The organism is Ruegeria sp. EL01 (assembly GCF_900313035.1).
Lineage (GTDB): Bacteria > Pseudomonadota > Alphaproteobacteria > Rhodobacterales > Rhodobacteraceae > Ruegeria.
Genome location: NZ_OMPS01000004.1, coordinates 68926 through 94552 on the forward strand (window position 1 = coordinate 68926; position 25627 = coordinate 94552).

Genomic DNA, 25627 nt, shown 5'->3' on the forward strand with positions numbered 1-25627 from the left:
GTACGACATCCAAGCTCAGGGAGGACAGGGATGTATTTGAGAAACGCACTTCGTGCGGCGACTGCAATGACACTCGTCGCGACGGCAGCAGCTCATGCGGATACCTTAACAATCGCGACCGTGAACAACGGCGACATGATCCGGATGCAGGGCTACACAGACAACTTCAGCGAAGCGACCGGTATCGACGTTGAATGGGTGACGCTGGAAGAAAACGTGCTGCGTCAGCGCGTGACCACCGACATTACCACCAAGGGTGGTCAGTTCGACATCATGACCATCGGCATGTACGAGACGCCGATCTGGGGGGCAAACGGCTGGCTGGTGCCGCTGGATGGCTTGTCGGCAGAATACGATGTTGATGACATCCTGCCAGCAATGCGCGGCGGTCTGAGCAATGACGGCACGCTCTATGCAGCTCCGTTCTACGGTGAAAGCTCGATGGTGATGTATCGGACCGACCTGATGGAAAAGGCCGGTTTGGAAATGCCCGAGGCACCAACCTGGCAATTCATCCGCGAAGCTGCGACCGCCATGACGGACCGTGACAACGATATCAACGGCATCTGCCTACGCGGCAAGGCCGGTTGGGGTGAAGGCGGCGCGTTCATCACAGTAACGGCAAACTCGTTTGGTGCGCGCTGGTTCGATGAAGACTGGAAGCCCCAGTTCGATCAGCCTGAATGGAATGAGGCGCTGACCTTCTTCGTGGGCATGATGAATGAATCCGGGCCTGCGGGGTATGCGACCAACGGTTTCAACGAAAACCTGTCACTGTTTCAGCAGGGGAAGTGCGGTATGTGGATTGATGCCACCGTTGCCGCATCATTTGTGACAAATCCTGACGATTCGACCGTGGCTGACAAGGTGGGCTTTGCGCTTGCCCCGAACTCGGAAGGCGTCGACAAGCGCTCCAACTGGCTTTGGGCGTGGGCTCTGGCCATCCCAGCAGGAACCGAGCAAGCGGACGCGGCCAAGCAGTTTATCGAGTGGGCAACTTCGAAAGACTACATCGAGTTGGTTGCCGAAAACGAAGGCTGGGCAAACGTTCCACCAGGCGCACGTACCTCGCTCTATGAGAACCCCAACTACCAAGAGGTTCCTTTCGCCAAGAAGACGCTGGAGTCGATCCTGTCGGCTGATCCGAACAATCCGACTGTGAAACCAGTGCCTTACGTCGGCATCCAGTTCGCGGCGATCCCGGAATTTGCAGGCATTGCCACGCAGGTGAGCCAGGAATTCTCGGCGGTTTATGCCGGGCAGCAATCGGTGGAAGAGGCGCTTGAAAAAGCGCAGGCCTTCACCACAGAAGAGATGGAAGCCGCAGGGTACTGAGGCTCCTTCCCGGTGGGGGACAGGTTCCTGTCCCCCGCTCCCCACTTCCACAACCCGCGTTTTTCTCGCAGGCTGGTATGCGCCTGAACAGAGAGGTCTTGCGTCATGGCTACTCAACATTCCCGATCCGTTGCTCGCCTGATGATGGCACCCGCAGTGGTCCTGTTACTTGGCTGGATGCTGGTGCCGCTGACAATGACTCTGTATTTTTCCTTCAAGAAGTATCTGCCACTGCGCGGTGGTGATCTGGGTTGGGTCGGGTTCGATAATTACGTTCGGTTCGTTTCCTCCAGTTCCTTTTGGCCAGCGGTTCAGGCGACACTGGTGATCGTTGGCGGCGTGTTGGTGATTACAGTCATTTTGGGCATTCTTCTGGCGATGCTGCTGGATCAGCCGATGTGGGGGCAAGGCGTTGTCCGCATCCTCGTCATCGCGCCGTTCTTTGTCATGCCGACCGTCTCGGCTCTGGTCTGGAAGAACATGTTCATGGACCCTGTGAACGGGTTGTTCGCTCATCTCTGGCGTTTTTTCGGGGCGGAACCCATCTCGTGGCTGTCCGAGGCCTCTATGCCCTCAATCGTGATGATTGTTTCTTGGCAGTGGTTGCCTTTCGCGACGCTGATCCTACTGACTGCAATCCAGTCGCTTGATAGCGAACAGCTGGAAGCGGCTGAGATGGACGGTGCGCCGCCGCTGAAACGCTTCTATCACATCATTCTGCCGCATCTCGGTCGCGCCATCACGATTGTGATCCTGATCCAGACGATCTTCCTGCTGTCGATCTTCGCCGAGATTTTCGTGACCACCGGCGGCGCATTCGGCACCCGAACACTGACCTACATGATCTTCCAGCGCGTGTTGGAAAGCCAGAACGTTGGCCTTGGATCAGCGGGAGGTGTCTACGCCATCATCCTAGCCAACATCGTTGCCATCTTCCTGATGCGCATCGTTGGCAAAAACCTGGACGCGTGAGGAGACAAAACATGGCCCGCGCCGTCACGACACAACGCAAAACCTTCAACACGGCCCTCGCCTGGGCAGTCGGACTACTGATATTTTTCCCGATCCTGTGGACAATCCTGACCAGCTTCAAGACCGAGGCGCAGGCGATTGCCAGCCCACCGATCTTCCTTAGCTTCGATTGGACGCTGGAAAACTACGCCATCGTACAGGAACGCTCTGATTATATGCGGTTCCTGTGGAACTCGGTCATCATCGCGGGCGGTTCGACGATCCTGGGTGTGATCATCGCGGTGCCTGCCGCCTGGGCCATGGCCTTTGTTCCATCGAAGCGCACAAAAGACATCCTGCTGTGGATGCTGTCTACCAAGATGTTGCCAGCGGTGGGCGTACTTTACCCGATCTACCTGCTGTTCATCCGGATGGGGCTTTTGGACAGCCGTCTGGGGCTGGTGGTTGTGCTGATGCTCATCAACCTGCCGATCATCGTCTGGATGCTGTACACTTACTTCCGCGAAATCCCCGGTGAAATTCTGGAAGCGGCGCGGATGGACGGGGCGACGTTGAAAGAGGAAATCCTCTATGTCCTGACACCCATGGCCATTCCCGGCATTGCCTCTACGGTTTTGTTAAACTTCATCCTCGCTTGGAATGAGGCGTTCTGGACCCTCAATCTGACGGCAGTCAATGCGGCACCCCTTACAGCTTTCATCGCCAGCTATTCCAGCCCGGAAGGTCTGTTCTTTGCCAAGCTTAGCGCAGCCTCGACAATGGCGATTGCACCAATCCTGATCCTTGGCTGGTTCAGCCAGAAACAACTTGTCCGCGGCCTGACCTTCGGCGCTGTGAAATAAGGAGCACTCCTCATGGGACGCATTCAACTCAAGTCCGTGACCAAAAGCTTCGGCGACGTACAGGTCATTCCTCCGCTGGATCTGACCATCGAAGATGGCGAATTCACCGTCTTCGTCGGTCCCTCGGGCTGCGGTAAATCCACGCTGCTTCGCCTGATCGCGGGTCTTGAAGATATGACCTCAGGTTCGATGGACATCGACGGGGCAGATGCGACGGATGTACCGCCCGCGAAACGCGGCCTGGCCATGGTATTCCAATCCTACGCGCTCTATCCGCATATGACCGTGCGCAAGAACATCGCCTTTCCGCTGCGCATGGCGAAACTGAGTCAGGCCGAGATTGACCGTCGTGTGGAAGGCGCCGCAAGTGTTCTGAATCTGACGGACTATCTGGATCGTCGCCCCGGGCAATTGTCCGGAGGTCAGCGCCAACGCGTTGCCATCGGGCGTGCAATTGTTCGCGAACCAGCCGCATTTCTGTTCGACGAACCCCTGTCGAACCTCGATGCCGCCTTGCGCGTCGGCATGCGACTCGAAATCAGCGAACTGCACGAGCGTCTGGCAACCACGATGGTCTACGTAACTCATGATCAGGTCGAAGCGATGACGATGGCCGATAAGATCGTAGTTCTACATGCCGGCGTGATCGAACAGGTTGGCAGCCCATTGGACCTCTACCGCGCGCCGCGCAACCTATTCGTCGCGGGGTTCATCGGCTCACCCAAGATGAACTTCATCGAAGGGCAAGAGGCCGCGAAACATGGCGCCCATACAATCGGTGTGCGCCCCGAGCATATCGCGGTGTCCGATAGCGAAGGTCCGTGGTCCGGAAAGGTCAGCGTGTCCGAACATCTGGGATCTGACACGTTTTTCCATGTGCATGAGACCGGTTTGGCCGAAACGATCACCGTGAGGGCCGACGGCGAAGTGGCCTTTAAGCACGGGGATCGCATCCATCTGACGCCACGCACTGACGTAATACATCGTTTTGATGCGAAAGGACTACGGATCGAATGACCCGGCTGGCAGGCAAGACCGCGCTGATCACCGGCGCCGCACGAGGGATCGGGCTGGCGTTTGCCAGGGCCTACGTCTCTGAAGGCGCGCGCGTGGCTCTTGCGGATATTGATATCGCGCGCGCGCGCCAAGCTGCTGCTGAGATTGGCGAAGCCGCAATAGCTGTCGAAATGAATGTTACCGATCAGCAGAGCATTGACGCTGCAATCGCGAACACCGCTAGACAGTTTGGCGCAATCGATATCCTGGTCAACAACGCTGCCATCTTTACAGCCGCGCCCCTTACCGAAATTGAACGTGGCGACTACGACCGCGTTTTTGACATCAATGTCGCGGGCACTTTGTTCACGATGCAAGCCGTCGCACGGCATATGATTGAACACGAGGTAAAAGGTCGGATCATCAATATGGCTTCGCAGGCTGGACGCCGCGGAGAGCCTTTGGTCGCCGTCTATTGCGCAAGCAAAGCAGCCGTCATCTCACTAACACAGTCGGCAGGTCTGAACCTCATTTCTCACGGCATCAACGTGAATGCCATTGCGCCCGGCGTTGTGGATGGTGAGCATTGGGATGGAGTCGACGCTTTCTTTGCAAAACATGAAGGCAAAGCGCCGGGTGAGAAAAAGCGCGAAGTCGCGGCGGCGGTTCCCTACGGGCGCATGGGCCGCGCGGAAGATTTGACGGGCATCGCGGTGTTTCTCGCGTCAGATGAGGCAAACTACATTGTGGCTCAGACATACAATGTCGATGGCGGAAACTGGATGAGCTGATGGGATCTCTGGCACATGCATCTGTCCAGCTAGGGCTTGATCGGCTTGCTGATCTGCCGGCATCCATCGAACGCCCGTCGTATAACCGATCCAACCTGAAACCTGGCATTGTCCATATTGGTGTCGGAAATTTTCATCGCGCGCATCAGGCCTGGTATTTGCATCGCTTAATGCAGCAGGGCGCCGCCCATGACTGGGCAATTGTCGGTGCAGGCGTGCGTAGCTATGACGCTGCTATGCGCGAAAAGCTCCGTCGGCAGGACTATCTTACGACACTCATTGAGCTTGATCCGTCAGGCGTTTCTGCCGAGGTGATCGGCCCGATGACAGACTACCTGCCGATTGAGGCAGGAAATGCGCCCTTGATCCGACAAATGTCCGACCCTGCAATCCGGATCGTGTCCTTGACGGTGACAGAAGGCGGCTACTTTCTGGATCCCAACACCGGCGCGTTTGATGTGCAGGATGACGACATCCGCCACGACGCGCAAAACCCGACCGAACCAAGAACCGTGTTTGGTGCCATCGTCGCCGCCCTTAGCCAGCGCAGGACGGCCGGGGTGGTTCCCTTTACGGCGCTGAGTTGCGATAATCTGCAAGGCAATGGAGATATCCTGCGCAATTGCGTTGTGGGTTTGGCGCGCCTGTCTGACGTCGATCTGGCAAACTGGATCGATCAGAACGGGGCCTTCCCGAATTCCATGGTGGATTGCATTGTCCCGGCCACGACGGATCAGGTTGTTTCCCAGTGCAGAGAGCTGGGCGTTGACGATCTCGCCCCGGTTACACATGAAAATTTTCGCCAGTGGGTGGTTGAAGACCAGTTCTGCGCGGGACGACCTTCTTTGGAAGATGTTGGCGTGACGATGACAAACAACGTTCATGTCTACGAGGCCATGAAGTTGAGGATTCTGAACGGTGGTCACCAGCTGCTTGCCAATGTCGGAGAAATTCTAAACATCCCGACGATATCGGATTGTATGCAAGATGTTGGTGTTCTGGAATTTTTCCGAAAAGTGCAAGTCGAAGAAATTGTGCCGCATGTGGCGGCCGTTTCGGGAACGAGACCTGACGAATACCTCAAACTAGTTGAGCGTCGTTTCGCGAATTCTGCGATCCACGACACGACCCGCCGCGTTGCCTTTGACGGATCGTCGCGCCATCCCGGATTTTTGCTTCCTTCGCTTCGAGACGCGCTTAGGTCTGGCGGGTCTGTTAAAGGGCTCGCTTTGGCAGCCGCTTTTTGGGCGCGGATGTGCGCCGGTGTTCGCGACGACGGCACAGAGATCGAAGCGAACGATCCGTTATGGGCCGGGTTGAAGGCTACAGCTCTGGCCGCCAAGGATGATCCACAAGCATGGATAGGTCAGACAAACCTGTACGGCGAAACCGGGCTCGAGCACCGCTTTTCACAGGAGTTTTCCAATTGGTTGTCCTTGATCTGGCAAAACGGGTGTCGGGAGGCAATTAACAGCTACTTGAAATGAGGTTTTCGGAATTGGGTCAGTTCCCGAAAAAAACCGGCCTGAATTCACGTTTTTGGTCTCTCTTTTTGCAGAAGCGATAAGGCAAGTTAACCGGAGTGAGATAGCTTCGCTCAAAGTATTGGGATTGCCCTTTCAAACCCAATGCTGAAACAAAGCCAGACGCGCCGCGAAAAGGTTAATTTCCTATGATTCCTGATCTTGAGTTTCCCGAATTTGATAAACCCCTTCAGGCAGATCCAACGCTGCAGCCAGATCGCGGATCTGTTCAGGTGACAGGGTTATTTTCTGGACCTGCTCTGTGCGCGCGTCAAATTGCTCTAAAGTTACGCATTCAGCGAAACTGTTGATCACGACATCCTCTTGCAAAGGTTTTGGGCCTTCGTCCACCAGAGTAATGACCGTCGAGTCGAATTCATGCTCAATCGAAAACATATAGGCAGAGTGCAGCTCGTTGACGCGCAATGCAACCCGTTGTGCATTGATCTGTCAGTGGCGGCACCGCATAGGTAACGTTATGTTGGCCCGACGGCCGGACGCGCTCAAAGGAAATAAAATGCATCGTGTAATTTTCTTGCTGTTTTTCCTGCTGTTGGCGGCTTGTGAAACAGATATCCTTCGTGTGGTTCCAGCTGACGAATGGGATCAACCCACGTCTGGCACACCGGTCTCAGCCGCGACCTTTCGCGACGTAAGTCGCGCGATCGGGAGCGAGGCGCGAACGCAGTGTTTGCGTGAGACACGAAAGCAGAATTGTGATTTCAGGGTCATGGTCGACGTGAACCCGCGGGCACCAGCCAACGCCTTTCAAACCTTGGATGAGAACAACCAACCTGTGATCATTTTTACCCGTTCCATGATCCGTTCGGCGCAAAACAAAGACGAGCTGGCTTTTGTCATGGGGCATGAAGCGGCACATCATGTTTTGGGGCACATTGCCCGGCAGTCCAAAAACGCCAGCGACGCGGCAACGAAGTTCGGTGATCAGGAACGACAGCGAGGCGGAAGTGATGCAGAAATCGAAGAGGCGCAAAAGCTAGGCGCCAAGGTCGGCGTTCAAGCCTATGTGAAGGATTTTGAGCTGGAAGCTGACGAGTTGGGAACAATCATCACGCATAATGCGGGCTACAACCCCCTGATTGGGGCCAAGTTCTTTGATCGAATCCCGGACCCAGGCGATAAGTTTCTTGGATCCCATCCACCCAATGCGCAGCGGGTTCAAAGGGTGCTTGAGACGTCTAGAAAACTTGGCTTGACGCAATGACTACCGTGGTCAGGCTTGGCGTGATCTTGACGGATAGGGGATCGAAATACGCCGTCTCGGGTGCAAGTGTCGCGTCCAGAGCTGAAATCGATGCCGTTTTGAATGAGCTGAAATCAGACAAGACTTATGCCAAGGCCACGCATAATACTTGGGCCGCAACACTGCCGACCGGGGCATTGAAGGCGGATGACGGCGAAGGTGGTGCTGGCATGGTGATCCTTCGAATGATGCAGCGCGCCGGTCTTGAGAGCCATGTGATCATTGTTACCCGCTGGTATGGCGGCAAAAAGCTGGGCGGCGACCGGTTTCGCCGGGTGCAGGATGCAACACGCACCTATCTTGACCAGATGGACGTCGCACCTTGACCTGTGTCAAAGGTTTCAGTGACGGCAGGCGGTATCCTTTGGGCAATTCGCTTTAGGGAAAGGACCTAGCATGCCCAGCCGAGAGACCTTGCGACTGCACGCCGGACTGGTGGATGAGATGGCAAAGATGCTTGACGTTGATCTGGAAGAGGCTGCCATTGATGGTTCTGTTTCTATCGATCAAATCTCTGACGCTGTTGTGCGGTGCACAGAATGCCCAAACCCTGCGCATTGCCAGGATATAATAAATGGCGCAGTTTCTCTGAGCCACACGCCCGAGTATTGTCGCAACAAGGACCTTCTTCATAAGCTGATGCCTTAGCAGAGGAGGGGGTTGTATGTCGCGTTTAGGGGATCTCATGACCCACTTCGGGCTTGCTCTGCGGATGGCTCAGGTAACCTGAACAGATCTTGTGTCAGCCCATCAGCATGGGCATCTGCGCCACGACGATTGGACAGAAATGGGTCAGTTCTGCCGCGGATGCGCATGGGCGCGGGATTGTCCGGATTGGCTGGATCGTCATTGCTCTGGTGCCAAGGCTCCTAGTTGTTGTCCAAATCGGGACCGGTTTGCAGCGTTGCAAGCCCAACTGTTGCGAGGGCCTGATGCCGCAAGATCCACTCGGGGATATTGAGAAACACTTCTGGCTCACGCGATCCGTTGCCCGTTGTGTTGGTATTTCATTGACCGAGGCTATGGCTGACGGGCAACTTTCACCCGAAGGTTATGCTGAACTTATCACGCGTTGCCGGAGGTGCCTCAACGGTGGGCGCTGCGAAATCTGGCTTGCAACGCAACAGGAATGGGCGGGCCTTGTGCCCGACTTCTGTGCCAACGCAGACGCCTTGAATGCATTGAACTGGGGGTCAAAGGCGAGAATGAGAGCCATCGCAAAGCGGAGGCTTTGACGTCTGCTTGCACCCGCAGAAGAACAATTTTTTGCTGGCATCGGCCGTGTATTTCACAGGTTCCAAACCCGTCCCCTTGTGGGACCCGTCACAAAACGGTTGACGTTTTGACCTGCCACATGCGCACCAAAAATAGCTTTTCCCTTCGGTTACCTCGACGGGAAATGGTGAATTCTGAGCAACGATTCGGGGTTCAGACATGTGGCTCCTCCGATTTTTTGGCTGATGTCGTCAAATCAGTTTAGAGCAACATGGCAAAAAGGACAGCGACGCCCAATTTTCCCGCAATATTCGACGCTGCCCAAGCGTGGTTCCGCCAGCGATCACGGCCAAGTGATCGATTCTGTTGCCAGATTGTCGTTCAGCCCGTATTCTGGTTGCGGCCCCGAAAAACTGGGCAATATCAGAAAAGTAATAGAGGACTGATGGACATGAAACTCAAATTCGCTGCAGTTGGCGCATTCGCTCTGATCCTGACCGCGTGCGCGCAGCAAGAAGAGCCGACCCCGGTTTACGTTCAGCCCAGCTATGACAAGGCTGGTTCGCCCAGCTGTTCAGCCGGTTACGATCTGGCAACAACCGAAGCAGGCCAGACCGTCTGTAACCCGGTTGGTCAATAAGCTTTTCGCAGGCGGTCCCAACTGTGGACCGCCTGCATTTTTCGATTGTCGTGCCGCCTTCGGGGCGGTTTTTTTGTGCTTAGATGTTTAACGGGCGGATTTACGCCGATCCGAGATTGGGCTCAAATGCGGCTCAGGGCTTTAGACGCCCCCAAAGGTCATACTCTCCGGCTTCATCGACCTCGACCGTTACAATATCCCCGGGTTTGAGGTTTTCGAACCCGTCATCAATGAACAGGTTCCCATCAATTTCTGGCGCATCGGCCTTGGTCCGGCAGGTTGCAGCTTCGTCGTCGATTTCGTCCACAATCACATCTATGGTCTGACCAACTTTCGCCTGCAGTTTGGCTTCGGAAATAGCCTGGGCTTTTTCCATAAACCGTTCCCAGCGGTCTTGCTTTACCTCCGCAGGCACGTGACCCGGCAGGTCGTTTGATCTGGCGCCTTCGACGTTTTCGTATTGAAAACAACCAACACGATCCAACTGCGCTTCATCCATCCAGTCTAGCAGTGTCTGGAATTCATCGTCGGTTTCCCCCGGGTATCCGACGATGAATGTCGAACGCAGGGTGATGTCAGGGCAAATGTCCCGCCACGCTTGAACTTCTTCCAGTGTTTTTGCAGCAGCGGCCGGGCGGGCCATACGCCTCAGGACATCCGGATGGGCATGCTGGAAGGGGATGTCCAGATACGGCAACACGTTGCACCCCGCGTCCGCCATCAGCGGGATCAGGTCGCGGACATGCGGGTAGGGGTAGACGTAGTGCAGCCGAACCCAGGCGTCGAGCTGTCCCAACTCGCGGGCGAGGTCGGTGATATGGCTGCGCACCTCGCGGTCTTTCCATGGGTTCACATCGTATTTGCGGTCCAGGCCGTAGGCCGATGTGTCTTGGGAAATAACCAACAACTCGCGCACGCCATTGTCGACCAGCTTTTCCGCCTCACGCAGCACGGCATGGGCCGGGCGGCTGGCCAGTTTTCCGCGCATGTCAGGAATGATGCAGAACCTGCACTTGTGGTTACAGCCCTCGGAAATCTTAAGATAGCTGTAGTGGCGGGGGGTCAACCGAACGCTGCTGGCGGGCAGCAAGTCTACGAAGGGATTTGGGTCAGCTGGCACGGCAGAATGCACCGCATCAAGAACCTGTTCATATTGATGTGGGCCAGTTACGGCCATGATGCGCGGATGATGCGTGCGGATATAATCTGGTTCAGCCCCCAAACATCCGGTGACAATGACCTTGCCGTTTTCAACCAAAGCTTCGCCAATGGCATCCAGAGACTCGGCCTTGGCGCTGTCGAGGAACCCGCAGGTGTTCACGATCACGGCATCGGCCCCGGCATAGTCGGGCGAGATACCATATCCTTCGGCACGCAGCCGGGTCAGGATACGTTCGCTATCGACCAAAGCCTTTGGGCATCCCAGCGAAACCATTCCGATCGTCGGTTGGTCGATGCGGGGCGTCTCGGTGATCCGGGCGGCTGGCGCGAGGTCGGGGCGGAGGTTTGGCGGGTTTGTGGTCATGGCGCGGCATATAGTGGGGAAAGCTTCCCCTTGCAAATGCGCCGTGTCATTTGAATGATCGTAACAAAGGAAAGCCAAAAGGCGGAGAGCAGAAAATGAAATGGCTGATACGCATTCTGTTTATTCTAGTGGTGGTGTTTGGGCTGGTCGTCGGCGCATTGCTTTTGATGCCTGGCGACAAACTTGCCGCGATCCTGTCTGAACAGGTTCGGGCCCAGACAGGGCGGGAATTGACACTTTCCGGTGATGTCAATCTGTCCTTCTGGCCTGTTCTGGGAATGGAGACTGGGCCGGTGACGTTCGGCAATGCCACCTGGGCTGGGCCCGAACCTATGTTGAGCGCCGAGAGTCTTTCTGTTGGCGTCGACGCGGCGGCCCTGATCAAGGGTGACTTACGGATCAAGCGTGTTTTTGCCGACAACCCAGTGCTGCGGCTCGAACTGTCTGATGGGCGCGGCAATTGGGAACTTACAGCCCCGGCGCAGGCCACGTCTACAAGTGACGCACCGGCAAGCTCGGCCTCGGCTGGTGCGCCCGGTGCGGTTACTCTGGACGGCCTCGAGCTGACCAACGCAAGACTTGTCTACGTCGAAAACGGTACGGTTGCGCTGGACTTTGCTCAGGTCAATCTGTCCGCTAGTTGGCCGGACGTCACAGCACCCATGGTGATGGAGGCCAACATGGCTGTACCCGGAGGTACGGTGCAGGTCGATCTGAAGATCCCGGATCTGCCAGCCTTTGCATCTGGCACCGTGACGCCGCTGGATCTGGCGTTGAAAGCCCCAGGTGGCGATATTGGTTTCGATGGGCGCGTGAATCTTGTCGGTGAAATGGACGGCAAAGTGAAGGTTGTCACCAAGGACACCGAAAAGATGCTGGCCGCGTTTGGACAATCCGGCGTCGCCGTTCCATTGGGTCTGGGGCGCGCTGCGGATGTTTCCGGCCAGATGACCTATACCCAAGACGGACGTGTTTCGTTGCGCGACATGGTGGCGAAACTGGACACCAATACGTTTAACGGAGAAGCGGACATGACGATCGCTGATCCGCCTCAGATCACTGCACGCCTGGACGTAGGAGATCTTGATTTGTCCAACTTCGCCGAAAGCGAAGGCAGTTCGGGCCAAAGCTCAAGTGCGGCTCCTTCTGTCGATGAGGGGTGGTCAAAAGAACGGATAGATGCGTCGGCGCTGTCTTTGGCCAATGGTAAGATCCGGCTTAAAGCCAAGTCGATCGCTGTACCCGGCATGACCCTCGGTCCCAGTGACCTCACGCTGATCCTTGATCGTTCAAGGGCCGTTCTACAGATGCATCCGGCCACATTGTTCTCTGGACAATTGAACGGGCAGGTTGTTGCCAATAACCGCAAAGGGCTGTCTGTCGGTGGAAACCTGCAGGTCAGTGGGATCGATGTTCAGCAAGCGCTGACGACTTTGGGTGGGATTGAACGCCTTTCGGGAACAGGCGCGGGCACATTTGAATTTCTGGGTGTTGGCCAGACTGAGGATCAGATCATGCGCTCGCTCAGTGGCAAGGGAAATGTAGAAATAGGCAATGGTGTGATTTCGGGATTTGATCTGGATCGCTTAATGGGGCGCGGTACGGGATCGGGCGGCACAACAGTGTTCAACAGCTTGACCGCCAGCTACGTCATCGACGACGGTGTTCTGACCAACAACGACTTGCTGATGGCCCTGAAGAACTTTCGCGCGGATGGTAAGGGTATTGTCGACCTGGGTGCGCGTAGCATCGACTATCTGTTCACACCGGTTGCATTGCGCGCGAATTCGGGTGCCGGAATTTCAGTTCCGGTTCGCATCGTTGGGCCATGGAGCGATCCTTCGATCAAACCGGACCTGACCAAGGTCATCGAAGCCGCGGCGGATGTGAAAGTGAAAGAACTGGAAGGCGACGCCAAACAAAAGGTCTTTGACAAGGTCGGCGATGAATTGAACACAACAATCACGGATAGCGACCAGATCGAAGACGCCGTCAAAGACAAACTTGAGGAAGAGGCGAAGAAGGGCTTGCTGAAACTGTTTGGTGCCGATTGAAATGCATCGGCACCAAGGTCGGGGCGCACAAGGCGCCCCGCAACTCAGATCATCTGGTCGTAATCACCGACATCAGGTTCGGTTCTGATAACTGCGTCGATGTCTGCGAAAATCGCGCGCATTTCTGCTTCGCTTTCGCTGCTTTCGCAGACCACCACCAGATTTGGCGTGTTTGACGATGCTCGAACCAGACCCCAGCTGCCATTGTCCAGAATGACCCGAGCCCCATTGACCGTGACAACCTCCTTGATCGCGCGGCCTGCGAAACTGTCGCCGGCGTCGGCTTTGGCGACCAGCTTATCGACCAGTCGCTGCAGAATGTCATATTTCTCGGTGTCGGCCGCATAGGGCGACATCGTGGGCGTGGACCAGGTCTTGGGCAGGGCCTTGCGCAGGTCCGACATGCTTTGATCCGGATTGCGATCCATCAGTTTACAGATCTCAACCGCAACGCGCATCCCGCAGTCGTAACCACGACCAATCGGCTCTGCCAGAAAGTAGTGCCCGGATTTTTCAAACCCAGCCAGAGCACCGATTTCCTTGACCCGCCGTTTCATGTGGCTGTGGCCGGTTTTCCAATAATCCGCCTTTACGCCCAAGGCCTGCAGCTCAGGGTCACTGGCAAACAGGCCGGTGGATTTCACATCCGCGACGAAGGTCGAACCCGGGTGTAGCTTGGCCAGATCGCGGGCCATGATGACGCCGACTTTGTCGGCAAAGATCTCTTCGCCCTCATCATCCACAACGCCACAGCGGTCGCCGTCCCCGTCAAACCCCAGCGCAAAATCGGCACCGCTGGACTTCACCGAATCGGCCATGTCGTGCAACATCTCCATGGCTTCGGGGTTTGGATTGTAGTGAGGGAAGGTGTAATCCAAGCCGTTGTGACTGGGAACAATCTCAACACCGATCCGCTCGAATATCTCGGGGGCAAAGGCCGAGGCCGTCCCATTGCCCGTCGCGCAGACCACCTTGAGCGGGCGAGACATTTTGAAATTCCCGACCAGATCGTCAATATAAGCCTCTTTCACACCATCAACGAATTCATACGATCCGCCTTCGTGGGCGACGCCCTCGCCATTCAGCACGATATCGCGCAACTCGGACATCTCGTCCGGTCCATGTGTCAGTGGGCGTTCAAAGCCCATCTTGACCCCGGTCCAACCGTTTGGGTTGTGGCTGGCCGTGACCATGGCCACTGCAGGCACATCAAGATGAAACTGTGCGAAATACGCCATTGGGCTCACCGCAGGGCCGATATCCATCACCTTGATTCCAGCCTGCATCAACCCAAGGATCAGCGCGTTCTTGATGGCCAGTGAGTAGTCTCGGTAGTCGTTGCCGACAGCAATAACGGGTTCAATGCCTCGTCTGCGCATCTGGGTTCCAAGACCCATGCCAAGGGCGGTCATGCCCGGCAGGTTGATCTCTTCTGGATACTTCCAACGTGCGTCGTATTCCCGGAATCCGGTTGGTTTGATCATCGCGTCGCGCAGAAAGCTCCAGGTGTTTGGGGTCACCTCGGGGATCGGTTTGGTCATGACAAGTCTCAATCGTTAAATCTGAATAGGATTAGCTTTGGCCAGCGCATCAAAGCGCATCAATGTGTCAATAAGTTGGGGCATTTGGTCCAGGTAGATCATATTGGGCCCGTCGCAGGGTGCGTTATCCGGATCTTGGTGCGTTTCCATAAAGACCGCAGCCGTGCCAACCGCAACCGCCGCCCGCGCCATCACGGGAGCGAATTCGCGCTGGCCACCAGAAGACCCGCCTTGACCACCTGGTTGCTGTACCGAATGGGTGGCATCCATAACGACCGGATACCCTGTCTGTGCCATTTGGGGCAGGGACCGCATGTCGGCGACCAGAGTGTTGTATCCAAACGATGAGCCACGTTCGGTCAGCAAGATGTTTTGATTTCCCGTGCTCTCAATTTTCGCAACGATGTTTGGCATCTCCCAAGGTGCCAGAAACTGCCCTTTCTTTACATTGATCACGGCTCCGGAATTACCCGCCGCCAACAGCATGTCGGTCTGACGGCACAGAAAGGCAGGAATCTGCAGCACGTCGACCGCCTCAGCCGCGATGGCACATTGCGCCTCGGTGTGGACATCGGTCAGGACAGGGATGCCCATCGTTTTGCGGATATCGTCCAGAACCTTAAGCCCGCCGTCGATCCCCATGCCACGTTTGCCAGAAAGCGACGTACGGTTGGCCTTGTCATAAGAGGCTTTGAACACATACTGCGCGCCGGCGGCATCACAAGCTTCTTTCATTTTGCCCGCAATCATTTGGGCGTGGTCTGCTGTCTCAAGCTGGCAAGGGCCGGCGATGATGGTCAGCGGAAGGTCGTTGCCGACCATCAGATCGGAGATTTTTACATGTTTCATGTGTCTTACGAGGATACCTGTTCACGAAGGACCGACGCGGTAAGCGAGATCATCAGGTAGATACCAGCAAACAACAGGAAAGCCAAAATCGTATTTTCGAACTTGCGCGGATAGCTGGGTTCCTGGCTCGGCACAGGGTTTACCGAGACTGTCAGATAGCGCACTTTGCGATTGGCTTCTGTCCGCGTGGTTTCCATGTACTGCATTGCCGTTTGCAGCATCATATCCCGCGCCACCAAGTCGGCCTGAGCCATCTGGATCCGCACACTCAGTCGCGCCAGCGAGTTTTCGCCGGCAGAGGCATCCAGCATCTTTGCATTCAGCTCTTTTAACACCTTCTCCAGCCGGGCGATGTCAGCGCTGACCCCATCGACCTTGGCCTTGTTGGGGCGCAAATTGTCGAGCAGGGCGGCCAGTTCAAGTTCTTTGTCCTGAAGGAGTATTTCAATCTCATTTATGCGGCCGCGCAAACCGGCGATTACGTTTTCCGGGTCCAGAACGGCACCCTGAAGCTGCAGCTCGATCAGGTCTTCCTGCGCCAGCCTGCGAGATTCTTGAGCCGCTTCAAAACTTTGCCGGGCTTCGCGCATCTGATCTTCGCGTTTTTTTCCGGAGAGAGTATTTACCCGGTCCTCAGCGTAAGAGATCAGACGCTCAGAAAACTCGGTGGATGTTTGCGCGTCGGGGGCCGCGACCTCCATCCGGATAATGCCATCCGTCGGATCGTAGCCGATCGTAATCATCCGAGTGTAAAGTTTGTATGCGTCTTCCAGCGTCGCATTGGCCTCCAGTCTTTGGATTGGGTCGATCCAATCCTGCTTGAAGACATCAGCAAATCCGGCGTCACGATCCAACAGCAACATGGCTTCCTTGGATTCCAGAAAGTCCTGAACCGATATGGAATCCTGAGCGGTTGCGAATTGTGTGCCCGAAAGCAAACCACCGATCGAGCCCGCCGCACCATCAGCCTGCAATATCGAAAAAGACGAGTCGCTGGCGTACATGGGGGTCGCCACACGGTAGAAATAATAGCCAATGATAAACGTTGGTAAGATCACGAAAGCCGCCATTCGGGCAAAAAGTGCAAACAGTTTGCGTCGACGTCGCCGAGCGATGTCTTTCTGAATCTCACCGATTTCGAAGTTGCGGCGTTCAGACGGGCTCAGTTCCGGACCCGGCAGATTTTGAGGCCCTTCCCGTACCGTTTGCGGTAATTGAATCTGGATCTTGTCTTTCGGCTTGGTCTTCTTGTCATCTTTGGGTTTTGACACGGATGCCAGATCCAGCAGATTTGTACGCTCGAACGGATCAATGCCCTTCTTGCGCAACAGACGCACAGCGTCATAGTCAGACGTTGCGGCCAGCCCGTTTTTCTGGGCCAGTCGTCGCGCGATGCGCAGTTGCCGACCTGTCAGACCTTCGCGCTTGATTTCGTCCAGCACTGTTCCGGGTTGCGGTTCGTTCACGGCGGCGGGGGATTGCGTTGCATTGCGGATGCGCGAAATCGCGTCCGACCGCGCATCGGCCGTACCCTCTCCCTGACGTTTGCGGCGCCAGTTGTATTTCTTAACCTTGGGTTTCGTAGTCATATAACTGCTTTGCCTCTTCCAAGGTTTCAAAGATGTAAAGCTGCCCGTCCAGCAAAACCGCGGCTTGTTGCGCAAACTTCTCCAGAATCGAGGGGCTGTGCGACACAATCACGATGGTCGTCGTGCGCAGTCTTTCCTGCAGAATCGCACCCGCCTTTTTGTTGAATTCAACATCCGTTGTTGATGGCATCCCCTCATCAATAAGGTACATGTCGAAATCCAGTGCCAGCATCAGGGAAAACGTGAACCTTGCGCGCATTCCCGAGGAATATGTCGCAAGCGGTTGGTTGAAGTACTCACCCAGGCCGCACAGCCAGCTACAATATGCTTCGACGTAGTCGGGGTCCATCCCGTAGATTTTGGCGATGTAACGTGCGTTTTCCAACGCTGACATCTTGCCGGAAACACCACCCGTGAACCCCATTGGGAACGATATCCTGCACTCGCGCCGGATCACACCTTCATCGGGTTTTTCCAAACCGGCCATCATATTGATTAGTGTGGTTTTTCCTGTCCCGTTCGGGGCTAGGATACCAATAGACTTGCCCAGTTCAATCCGGAATGAGACTTGGTCCAGAATCACCTTGCGGCGTGTCCCGGTCCAGAAGGATTTGCTGACATTCTCGAATTCTAGCATTCGCGGCCTGCTGCTCATTCCGTTTGTTTGTCGCTCTTGTAGGGTGGCGATGAAACGTGTTTCCTAGTGTCTCATGTTGGCTACATTATGTCGAATTATGAAACAAATGATCAATGCTCACCGATAATGACGGGGATCACACGATGTTTGGTTGCCGCTTAGGGTGGCGCACTGGATCATGGTCAGGCGATAAAATTCTTTCTGTGCGGATGTGCACAAGATCCAGCTAGGGACGCTTTGCAGTCAGATGAAAAGCTTGGCAGAGGAAATCAGCGGATGCCGCATTTGCGCGGACACGTTTGCGCAAACCGAAACAGCGCATGAGCCGCGCCCGGTGGTGTGGTTTCAGCCGGGAACTCCTATTCTGATTGCCGGTCAGGCACCGGGCGTACGCGTTCATAAATCGGGGCAACCCTTCACCGACCCGTCCGGGGACCGTTTGCGTGACTGGTTGGGAATAGATCAAACGGTTTTCTACGATCGTGCGCGTGTTTCCATCGTACCGATGGCGTTCTGTTTCCCGGGCTACGACGCGCGGAAGGCGGATTTGCCGCCGCCTGCCATTTGTGGCACCACCTGGCACGATCGGGTGATGCAGGCGTTGGGACAAGTTCCTTTGACAGTGCTGGTCGGAGGGCACGCGCATAGATATCACCTCGGCGTGCGCAGCTCTGTTACCGAGACGGTTCGAAATTGGCAGGACCATGCGCCGCAGGTCTTTGCCTTGCCTCATCCTTCATGGCGCAATACGGCATGGCTGAAGAAAAACCCATGGTTCGAGGCTGATCTGCTGCCGGTCCTGCGTGCCCGGGTTCAAGAGGTGTTGAATGACTGAGACCACGGCGTTGGACGCCGCCCATGCCGCGATGCAAGCCGACCCGCAAGACGATGCCTGTAGGCTGAAGTTCTTTGAACGGTTGTCAGACAGCGAGCTGTTCCTGATGCTGACCGAAGAAGCGCAGGGCGAAAACATCTCACCGGAAGTGTTCGACGTTGCAGATGGACGTTTCGTGCTGGCTTTTGACCGCGAGGAACGATTGGCGCAATTCGCGGGTCGTCCTGTGCCCTATGCGGCGTTGTCCGGTCGGGTATTGTCGTCAATGCTGTCAGGGCAGGGGATCGGTATGGGCTTGAACCTTGAAACCGCCTCCTCCTCGATGTTGATCCCGGCAGAGGCGCTGGGCTGGTTGGCGACGACGTTGCAGCACGCCCCTGAGGAAGTGCAGGAAAAACTGGCAGAGTTTTTGCCGCCGTCCGGCCTGCCGGACAACCTGTTGACTGCTCTGGACGCCAAGCTGGCGACGGCCGGAGGGTTCGCTCAGTCTGCTTATTTGGTGGCCACCAAGTCTGACGAAGGGGTCATCGGGCATCTGCTGGGATTTGTTGGCGCAATCGCGGGTGCCGAAACCGCACTGGCTAAAGCGGCTTCCGAAGCGCTGACATTTTCAGGAATAGAAGCGGGTGCGATGGATGTTGGGTTTTTTGCGCCTGAAGACGCGGCTGCTGCCTTGCTGGCAAAAACCGGCCTAAGATTTGACTTGCCGCAGACGAAATCGGTTGATCCGGTGCGACAGGCTCCGGGTCGCAATCCCGACAAACCACCGATCCTTAAGTAGCCGAAGCACACCCACAGGACATCGCGCAGCACTTGCGCGCTGCGTGATCAGGTATGGAGGGTGATGTTACTCGACGCTTGCTTCCAGTTTGTCCTGGGTGCGCGTTTCGAAATCACTGGCTTCATGACGTTCATGAAGCTGCGTATGCGGCTCACCAAAGGGGCGATTGACCATACGGCCGCGTTTGACGGCAGGACGATCATCAATCAGTTTGGCCCATCGCATGACGTTTTTGTAGGAGTCCACATCGAGAAACTCAGCCGCGCTGTAAAGGCGACCCAGCACCAATTGACCGTACCAAGGCCAGATCGCCATATCGGCAATCGTATAGTCCTCACCTGCGATATATGTCTTGTCGGCCAGTTCCCGGTCTAAAACATCCAATTGGCGCTTGGCTTCCATTGCAAACCGGTCGATCGGATATTCCCATTTCTCCGGCGCATAAGCATAGAAATGCCCGAACCCGCCACCCAGATACGGCGCACTGCCCATCTGCCAGAACACCCAATTCATGACCTCGGTACGTTCGGGGCCGGATTTGGGAAGGAATTCGTCAAATTTTTCAGCCAAATGAAACAGGATCGAGGCGCTTTCAAACACGCGCAGGGGTTCTTCGCCTGACCGATCCCAAAGCGCCGGAATTTTGGAGTTCGGGTTGGCGTCGACAAATCCCGAGCCGAACTGGTCCCCCTCGCCGATATTGATCAGCCAGGCGTTGTACTCGGCGCCTTCGTGGCCGAGGGCCAGCAACTCTTCGAGCATGACAGTCACTTTGACACCATTGGGCGTCGCCAGAGAATACAATTGCAGAGGATGGCGTCCGACGGACAAGTCTTTGTCATGAGTGGCTCCGGCGATTGGCCGGTTTATGTTGGCGAATTGTCCGCCGCTTTCGCTGTCCCAGGTCCAGACGCTTGGAGGAGTGTAAGTGGATTGATCGCTCATCTTCTGCCTTTCTTGACGTTTTCGGGGCCGCGACCCCGACGCATCTACAGCTAATGTTGCAACTTTCATGTTCCAACCCCGAACATGGGGCACAATCTGTAATAATCAGCGGGCAACTTCTCACGTTTTTTCGTCCGTGGTCACAGCGGCGCGAGCGACCCTACGAAGTTTGGAAGAATCGCTTATTGTCACGATGATCGCGCCAACATGGCACCCCTGATGCAGATGACATAAAAAGGATTGTCCCTATGAAACGCTTTGCCCTTTCAATCGCGGCGGCCATTGCCCTTGCTGTTCCGGCTTTTGCCGGTCCGCAATATGTTGATGGTACCGGATTTGCCGTGTCAGGCTATGACGTGGTTGCCTATCGCAGCCTGGATCAGGTTGGTGTTGGCCAGTCGCAACCCGAACCCGTGCGTGGACAAGCCGAAATCACGGCAGACTACAACGGTGCCACCTGGGCCTTTGCCACGGAAGAGAACCGCGATAAGTTTCTGGAAAATCCTGCCTACTACGCGCCGCAATATGACGGCCACTGCGCCTATGGCGTGTCCCGCGGGGGCAAGGTTCCGGCGAACCCGAACCTGTGGCGTATCGTTGATGACAAGCTGTACCTCAACATCACTGATGTCGTAGTTGGCTTCTGGGAAGAAGACGTCCCCGGCAATATCAATCTGGCCGAAGGCAACTGGCCCGGCATCGAGCCTGCGGATGCGTCGTCCAGCGTTATTCCCAAGTTCACTTCGGAAGGTCCCGTCACAAACTAAAAGTTTGTTTCGTGAAACAAGCAGCCCGGCTCATGCAAGCCGGGCTTTTTCTTTGCACCTTAGCTTGCCAGCCAGAATTCGTCGCGCATGTCCTGATCAGCCTCAAATCTGATCCGAACGCTTTTTGCGCCTGGAAATTTGCTTTCGCAGATGGTGTCAGGAACGACAACTTCACCAGCGCCCATGTCTTTCGATTGAAAGCTCAGTACCTCGGTTTCCGTGTGTCGGGTGTTGGTTAGAACACTTGTTGGCAAAGCCACGCGGTTTGCACCTTCACATACCGAAGTGGCCACGAAATAGGTCAGGTTGCGGCCAAAGCATCCGACGGCTTCCGGCACGTGATCCGATGCAGAGAAGTATTTTTTGTCTGGTGAGCTGTCACTCAACCCGGGGTTATGTGACAGCGCCTGTTCCGGGTTCAGCATGGCCCCGCACGCCGCGATGTCTTCCTGGGCCAGTTCGATGATGCGCTTTTTCAAACGGGGTCGCCGGGGCCGTCGCGCTGCTGAATTCGCGGCACCTTTGACGGTCAACCCTTGTTTGCGCAGATAGTCATAGGCGACTTTGGCGCGCGAAAAGTCAGAACAGTCACCGCCTTTGTGGTCAGGATGGGCATGAAAGGCGATCTGTCGCCATGCGTTTCGAATGTCATCGGGGCTGGCATTTGCGTCTAGTCCCAGGTCAGCCAACGCGTCAGTGCGCGCCTTGATCTTGTCTACAGGTTCCATACTCAAATCACTCATTAAACTAAAAACAACTACACAGCCTCAGTGTGGTCACGGTCACATTTTTGTCAATTTTCCCAGAGTTTTGAGGATGATTGACGCTACAATTTAGACGCGAAGACCGGATTGTTCCGTCTTTGGAATTTGGGGGTGCGCTGGACTGTGAAGTGGATCACACAAACATGGACGCAAAAACGCCCGGGCCGTTTTGCGACCCGGGCTTTTTTGCAGGCAAGTGAGAGAATCAAGCGACGTTTTGCAATTCCGCTTTGGGCGTAATGCCCAACGCAAAGCAGACGTCGCGCGTCAGTTCCGGGCGGTTGAGCGTATAGAAATGCAGCTTATCTACACCGCCGTCGATGAGGTCTGAACACAGTTCCGTACACAGCGCAGTCGCCAGCAGGTCCTCACGGTCATCGCGGACGGCCTTGTCGAATGCCTGGTCAAGCCACGTCGGAATGTGCGCACCGCAGCGCTGGGCAAACTTGCGCGCGCCCTTCCAATTCTCGATCGGTAAGATTCCCGGGACGATTGGCTTATCGATACCAGCCTTGGCACAGGCGTCCCGAAAGCGGAAAAAGGTCTCGGCCTCAAAAAAGAACTGGGTCAATGCTTCGTCCGCCCCGGCGTCCAGCTTGGCTTTGAGCCAGTCAATTCCTGCACTGGCGTCTTGGGCTTCTGGGTGCGTGTCCGGGTAGGCGCCCACGCGAATGCTGAACATTTCGGTCTCAGCCAGTGCGGAAATCAACTCGACCGAGTTTGCAAATCCGTCCGGATGCGGTTCGAACCGGTCCTGGCCTTTGGGTGGATCGCCCCTGAGCGCAACAATGTCCTGAACACCTGCGCGCGCGAAGGTGTCTGCGATCTCTAACGTCTCCTGCCGAGAAGCGTCGACACAGGTCAGATGTGCGGCCACGGGCAGCCCCGAGGATTTGTGCAGAGTTGAAACAGCATCCCGCGTCAACTCTCGGGTCGTGCCACCAGCACCGTATGTGACCGAGACGTACCGAGGGTCCAAGGGGGCCAACGTTTGCACGGTATCCCAAAGGCGGAATGAGGCTTCCAGAGTTTTAGGAGGAAAGAACTCAAATGAAATTTCAGGTTTGGTCATCACGGCCTCATTGGATCAATTGGGCCACTTGTGCCACGTGACGCATTGTGAGACAAACTCATATTCTTCAAGAACAACATGAGCGCAGTGAATTATGCATATTGAATTTCGGCATTTGCGGACAGTTAAGGCGATCCATGAATGCGGTGGGCTTGCGCGGGCGGCAGATCAGCTGAATATCACCCAGTCAGCGTTAAGCCATCAGATCAAGGGCCTTGAAGATCAGGCCGGGGTCGAGTTGTTTTTGCGCCGCTCAAAACCGATGAAACTGTCTGCTGCGGGCTTGCGCCTGTTGCGCCTTGCCGAGCAAATTCTGCCACAGGTCGAGGCCACCCAGCAGGAGTTTTCGTCGCTCAGAGATGGCCGCACTGGCCGAATGCATATCGCAATTGAATGCCATGCGTGTTTTGAGTGGTTGTTCCCGGTGCTCGAGGCGTTTCGAAAGTCCTGGGGCGATGTCGATGTCGACATTCGTCCGGGTTTGGCATTCGACGCACTGCCTGCATTACAAAAAGAAGAAGTAGATCTGGTTGTATCTTCGGACCCCGAGCATTTGCCGGGTGTCGAATTTGTCGAACTGTTCGACTATAATGCGGTTTTTGTGGCGGCCTCCTCGCATCCGTTGGCGCAAAAGGAATTCATCGAAGCCGAAGATTTCCGAGGCCAGACCCTGATAACCTATCCGGTGGAACGAACGCGGTTGGACGTGTTCAGCCAGTTGCTGATCCCAGCGCGCGTCGAACCCGCGACGATCCGACAGGTGGAATTGACAGCGGTCATACTGTTGTTGGTCGCGTCCAACCGTGGGATTTCGGTCTTGCCGGACTGGGTCGTGCGAGAGGTCAAATACAACTCGGACTATGTCACGCGACCACTGACGAAAGACGGGATCACGCGCCGCCTGTATGCGGCTGTTCGATCCGAGGATTTGGAAAAACCCTTTGTGCAAGAGCTGGTGAAACTGGCCCGAGACGAGGCGCACAAGCTGCAGGCGCAGTAGCGGCGTTTCATGCGGGGCAGCTATGCACATCATTCCTCTTGGCAAGGGGGCGTTGCGTCAGTATACGCGCGGTTTGACCGAACAGGAGCCTTTGGACAATGGTTGGCAGTGCAAATCTCAACATCATGATCAAGGCCGCGCGTAAGGCGGGGCGTTCTTTGGTCAAGGATTTTCGTGAAGTCGAGAACCTGCAGGTGTCGATGAAAGGCGCTGGTGACTTCGTCTCAAAGGCTGATATCGCTTCTGAGGCAATTCTAAAGGAAGAACTTCTGGGTGCGCGCCCGACCTATGGCTGGCTGGCTGAAGAGGGCGGGTCGATCGACGGTGAAGATCCAACCCGCCGCTGGCTTGTCGATCCGTTGGATGGCACGACCAATTTCCTGCATGGTTTGCCACATTGGGCTGTTTCGATTGCTCTGGAACACAAAGGCAATATCGTCGCCGGTGTGATTTACGATGCAGCAAAGGACGAGATGTTCTTTGCCGAAAAAGGCGAAGGTGCCTGGATGAATGACATGCGAATTCGCGTGTCGGGTCGTCACCGCATGATCGAATCCGTGTTCTCGACAGGGTTGCCATTTGGTGGTCGGTCAGATCTGCCGGCGACGTTGCAGGATCTGGCGCGTCTGATGCCGGTTTGTGCCGGTGTCCGTCGTTGGGGTGCTGCGGCGCTGGACATGGCCTATGTTGCCGCTGGTCGCTACGAAGGCTTCTGGGAACGCCGTTTGAACGCATGGGATATGGCGGCCGGGGTTATCATCGTGAAAGAAGCTGGCGGATTTGTTCAACCGCTGAATCCTGATGGCGACATTCTGACTGACGGCGAAGTTATTTGTGCCAACGAACCGATCTTTGACACTTTTGCCAAAGTGATCCGGGACTAATCACCAAGCAGGTTTAGACCTGCTGCTACTTACGCGGAATTTTTGGGATACGGGAACGTGACAGAGGGTATTTTGCCTCTGGGTGCGGTGGGTGCCCATGAGTTTGATTCCAGAGCTCCATGCCACCCCGCTTTAGCCACAGCGGAACGCAGAGGATTAATCCGACGATGAACCCGCCGGTATGGGCCCAATAGGCGACGCCGCCTTCATCGAGGTTGCTGGACAGGCTGCCAAGAAACTGCATGCCCAGCCAGACGCCGAGCATTACAAAGGCCGGTATCGTGAACACGCGAAAATAGACGATCAGGATTAGCAAAATATCCACGCGTGCCTTTGGGAACAGCAGCAGATAGCCGCCCATGACACCGGCAATCGCGCCAGACGCTCCGATGGTTGGCACAAGCGACTCGGGTGCAGTGATCACGTGGATCAACCCCGCTCCGATACCCGCGACGAGGTAGAAGACAAGAAACAGGACATGGCCCATTTCATCCTCGAGGTTGTCGCCAAAGATCCACAGAAACAGCATATTTCCCGCCAGATGCATCCAGCCTCCGTGCAGGAACATTGACGTCACGAAGGTCTCGAACGCCAGGCCATCGCTGATCCGCGCAGGAATGATCGCATAGTCGAAGTAAAGCCTGTTGATCAGCGGCGCGTCATTCATGATCCCGACATAGCTGAGGAAGATCAGGATGTTCGCCGCGATCAGGGCATAGACAACATAGGGGGTCCGCCCCGAAGGGTTATGGTCGCGAATAGGTAACATGGCGCGACGCTGGGCTTTTCAGCGCCCAGCGTCAAGG

The 25627-nt window shown here is 55.8% G+C and carries 29 protein-coding genes; 18 read left to right on the forward strand and 11 right to left on the reverse strand.

Features of this window, described 5'->3' with window-relative positions:
- The first annotated feature begins 30 nt into the window (after window positions 1–30).
- The 6 genes from D9K61_RS03490 (at window position 31) to D9K61_RS03515 (ending at window position 6423) form a co-directional block, all read left to right on the forward strand.
- A complete protein-coding gene (locus D9K61_RS03490; protein WP_120631865.1) occupies window positions 31–1335 on the forward strand; it encodes a sugar ABC transporter substrate-binding protein in 1305 nt (434 codons plus the stop codon).
- A gap of 105 nt (window positions 1336–1440) precedes the next feature.
- Window positions 1441–2307 (forward strand): carbohydrate ABC transporter permease, encoded by an 867-nt coding sequence (locus D9K61_RS03495; RefSeq protein ID WP_120631866.1) that lies wholly within the window; start codon window positions 1441–1443, stop codon window positions 2305–2307.
- An 11-nt stretch (window positions 2308–2318) separates the two neighbouring features.
- Window positions 2319–3149 (forward strand): carbohydrate ABC transporter permease, encoded by an 831-nt coding sequence (locus D9K61_RS03500; RefSeq protein ID WP_120631867.1) that lies wholly within the window; start codon window positions 2319–2321, stop codon window positions 3147–3149.
- A 12-nt stretch (window positions 3150–3161) separates the two neighbouring features.
- Window positions 3162–4166: an ABC transporter ATP-binding protein gene (locus D9K61_RS03505; RefSeq protein ID WP_120631868.1), complete on the forward strand. Its 1005-nt coding sequence runs from the start codon at window positions 3162–3164 to the stop codon at window positions 4164–4166.
- Window positions 4163–4936, forward strand: a complete 774-nt coding sequence (locus tag D9K61_RS03510) for an L-iditol 2-dehydrogenase (RefSeq protein ID WP_120631869.1) — start codon at window positions 4163–4165, stop codon at window positions 4934–4936. Before D9K61_RS03505 ends, D9K61_RS03510 begins: the two co-directional genes overlap by 4 nt.
- A complete protein-coding gene (locus tag D9K61_RS03515; RefSeq protein ID WP_120631870.1) occupies window positions 4936–6423 on the forward strand; it encodes a mannitol dehydrogenase family protein in 1488 nt (495 codons plus the stop codon). Before D9K61_RS03510 ends, D9K61_RS03515 begins: the two co-directional genes overlap by 1 nt.
- A gap of 183 nt (window positions 6424–6606) precedes the next feature.
- On the opposite strand, the gene D9K61_RS26795 is transcribed toward D9K61_RS03515, so the two are convergent.
- Window positions 6607–6855, reverse strand: coding sequence for a hypothetical protein (locus D9K61_RS26795; RefSeq protein WP_162946737.1), 249 nt, complete (start codon window positions 6853–6855; stop codon window positions 6607–6609).
- A gap of 121 nt (window positions 6856–6976) precedes the next feature.
- Between D9K61_RS26795 and D9K61_RS03525 the strand changes: the two genes are divergently transcribed.
- The 5 genes from D9K61_RS03525 (at window position 6977) to D9K61_RS27415 (ending at window position 8958) form a co-directional block, all read left to right on the forward strand.
- The gene (locus D9K61_RS03525) at window positions 6977–7684 is read left to right on the forward strand and encodes a M48 family metallopeptidase (protein ID WP_120632089.1); all 708 of its coding nucleotides are present in this window, start codon (window positions 6977–6979) and stop codon (window positions 7682–7684) included.
- On the forward strand, window positions 7681–8049 hold the full coding sequence (locus D9K61_RS03530) for a YigZ family protein (RefSeq protein ID WP_174235076.1): 369 nt from the start codon (window positions 7681–7683) through the stop codon (window positions 8047–8049). The genes D9K61_RS03525 and D9K61_RS03530 overlap by 4 nt, the downstream gene beginning before the upstream one ends.
- Window positions 8050–8119: 70 nt before the next feature.
- Entirely contained in the window at window positions 8120–8371 is a 252-nt protein-coding gene (locus D9K61_RS03535) for a DUF6455 family protein (RefSeq protein WP_120631872.1), read from the forward strand.
- Between the two features lie 139 nt (window positions 8372–8510).
- Window positions 8511–8684 carry a DUF6455 family protein gene (locus D9K61_RS27795; RefSeq protein WP_371688448.1) on the forward strand — a complete coding sequence of 58 codons (174 nt, stop codon included), beginning with the start codon at window positions 8511–8513 and terminating at the stop codon, window positions 8682–8684.
- Window positions 8656–8958, forward strand: coding sequence for a DUF6455 family protein (locus tag D9K61_RS27415; protein ID WP_120632091.1), 303 nt, complete (start codon window positions 8656–8658; stop codon window positions 8956–8958). Before D9K61_RS27795 ends, D9K61_RS27415 begins: the two co-directional genes overlap by 29 nt.
- Here D9K61_RS27415 and D9K61_RS03545 read toward each other — a convergent pair.
- Entirely contained in the window at window positions 8917–9159 is a 243-nt protein-coding gene (locus tag D9K61_RS03545) for a CDGSH iron-sulfur domain-containing protein (RefSeq protein ID WP_120631873.1), read from the reverse strand. The genes D9K61_RS27415 and D9K61_RS03545 overlap by 42 nt on opposite strands.
- 230 nt (window positions 9160–9389) lie before the next feature.
- On the opposite strand from D9K61_RS03545, the gene D9K61_RS03555 reads away from it, so the two are divergent.
- The gene (locus D9K61_RS03555; RefSeq protein WP_254055665.1) at window positions 9390–9578 is read left to right on the forward strand and encodes a hypothetical protein; all 189 of its coding nucleotides are present in this window, start codon (window positions 9390–9392) and stop codon (window positions 9576–9578) included.
- 133 nt (window positions 9579–9711) lie between these two features.
- Here the strand turns inward: D9K61_RS03555 and rimO are convergent, their stop codons facing one another.
- The gene (gene rimO / locus D9K61_RS03560) at window positions 9712–11103 is read right to left on the reverse strand and encodes a 30S ribosomal protein S12 methylthiotransferase RimO (RefSeq protein WP_120631876.1); all 1392 of its coding nucleotides are present in this window, start codon (window positions 11101–11103) and stop codon (window positions 9712–9714) included.
- Between the two features lie 95 nt (window positions 11104–11198).
- Here rimO and D9K61_RS03565 point away from each other — a divergent pair, with 95 nt between their 5' ends.
- The gene (locus tag D9K61_RS03565; protein WP_120632092.1) at window positions 11199–13157 is read left to right on the forward strand and encodes an AsmA family protein; all 1959 of its coding nucleotides are present in this window, start codon (window positions 11199–11201) and stop codon (window positions 13155–13157) included.
- Between the two features lie 44 nt (window positions 13158–13201).
- Here D9K61_RS03565 and D9K61_RS03570 read toward each other — a convergent pair whose 3' ends face one another.
- From D9K61_RS03570 to D9K61_RS03585, 4 genes are read right to left on the reverse strand one after another with little or no spacing between them, the layout of a single operon-like run.
- Window positions 13202–14698: a phosphomannomutase/phosphoglucomutase gene (locus D9K61_RS03570; protein WP_120631877.1), complete on the reverse strand. Its 1497-nt coding sequence runs from the start codon at window positions 14696–14698 to the stop codon at window positions 13202–13204.
- A 15-nt stretch (window positions 14699–14713) separates the two neighbouring features.
- A complete protein-coding gene (gene kdsA / locus D9K61_RS03575) occupies window positions 14714–15547 on the reverse strand; it encodes a 3-deoxy-8-phosphooctulonate synthase (protein ID WP_120631878.1) in 834 nt (277 codons plus the stop codon).
- A 5-nt stretch (window positions 15548–15552) separates the two neighbouring features.
- Entirely contained in the window at window positions 15553–17136 is a 1584-nt protein-coding gene (locus D9K61_RS03580; protein WP_120631879.1) for a capsule biosynthesis protein, read from the reverse strand.
- Window positions 17114–17773 (reverse strand): ABC transporter ATP-binding protein, encoded by a 660-nt coding sequence (locus D9K61_RS03585; RefSeq protein ID WP_120631880.1) that lies wholly within the window; start codon window positions 17771–17773, stop codon window positions 17114–17116. Before D9K61_RS03585 ends, D9K61_RS03580 begins: the two co-directional genes overlap by 23 nt.
- 247 nt (window positions 17774–18020) lie before the next feature.
- On the opposite strand from D9K61_RS03585, the gene D9K61_RS03590 reads away from it, so the two are divergent.
- Window positions 18021–18608 carry a uracil-DNA glycosylase family protein gene (locus D9K61_RS03590; protein ID WP_120631881.1) on the forward strand — a complete coding sequence of 196 codons (588 nt, stop codon included), beginning with the start codon at window positions 18021–18023 and terminating at the stop codon, window positions 18606–18608.
- The gene (locus tag D9K61_RS03595; protein WP_120631882.1) at window positions 18601–19389 is read left to right on the forward strand and encodes an SseB family protein; all 789 of its coding nucleotides are present in this window, start codon (window positions 18601–18603) and stop codon (window positions 19387–19389) included. Before D9K61_RS03590 ends, D9K61_RS03595 begins: the two co-directional genes overlap by 8 nt.
- A gap of 66 nt (window positions 19390–19455) precedes the next feature.
- On the opposite strand, the gene yghU is transcribed toward D9K61_RS03595, so the two are convergent.
- Window positions 19456–20334, reverse strand: a complete 879-nt coding sequence (gene yghU, locus D9K61_RS03600) for a glutathione-dependent disulfide-bond oxidoreductase (RefSeq protein WP_120632093.1) — start codon at window positions 20332–20334, stop codon at window positions 19456–19458.
- A gap of 248 nt (window positions 20335–20582) precedes the next feature.
- On the opposite strand from yghU, the gene D9K61_RS03605 reads away from it, so the two are divergent.
- Complete coding sequence (locus D9K61_RS03605) at window positions 20583–21101, forward strand: YHS domain-containing (seleno)protein (protein WP_120631883.1); 519 nt, start codon at window positions 20583–20585, stop codon at window positions 21099–21101.
- Window positions 21102–21160: 59 nt separating this feature from the next.
- Here the strand turns inward: D9K61_RS03605 and D9K61_RS03610 are convergent, their stop codons facing one another.
- A complete protein-coding gene (locus D9K61_RS03610; protein ID WP_120631884.1) occupies window positions 21161–21829 on the reverse strand; it encodes a J domain-containing protein in 669 nt (222 codons plus the stop codon).
- Between the two features lie 241 nt (window positions 21830–22070).
- Complete coding sequence (metF, locus tag D9K61_RS03615) at window positions 22071–22937, reverse strand: methylenetetrahydrofolate reductase [NAD(P)H] (protein ID WP_120631885.1); 867 nt, start codon at window positions 22935–22937, stop codon at window positions 22071–22073.
- A 94-nt stretch (window positions 22938–23031) separates the two neighbouring features.
- Here metF and D9K61_RS03620 point away from each other — a divergent pair, with 94 nt between their 5' ends.
- Window positions 23032–23937: a LysR family transcriptional regulator gene (locus tag D9K61_RS03620; protein ID WP_120631886.1), complete on the forward strand. Its 906-nt coding sequence runs from the start codon at window positions 23032–23034 to the stop codon at window positions 23935–23937.
- A gap of 98 nt (window positions 23938–24035) precedes the next feature.
- Window positions 24036–24821 carry an inositol monophosphatase family protein gene (locus tag D9K61_RS03625; RefSeq protein WP_120631887.1) on the forward strand — a complete coding sequence of 262 codons (786 nt, stop codon included), beginning with the start codon at window positions 24036–24038 and terminating at the stop codon, window positions 24819–24821.
- 25 nt (window positions 24822–24846) lie between these two features.
- Here the strand turns inward: D9K61_RS03625 and D9K61_RS03630 are convergent, their stop codons facing one another.
- Entirely contained in the window at window positions 24847–25590 is a 744-nt protein-coding gene (locus D9K61_RS03630) for a rhomboid family intramembrane serine protease (RefSeq protein ID WP_120631888.1), read from the reverse strand.
- Window positions 25591–25627: the final 37 nt, after the last annotated feature.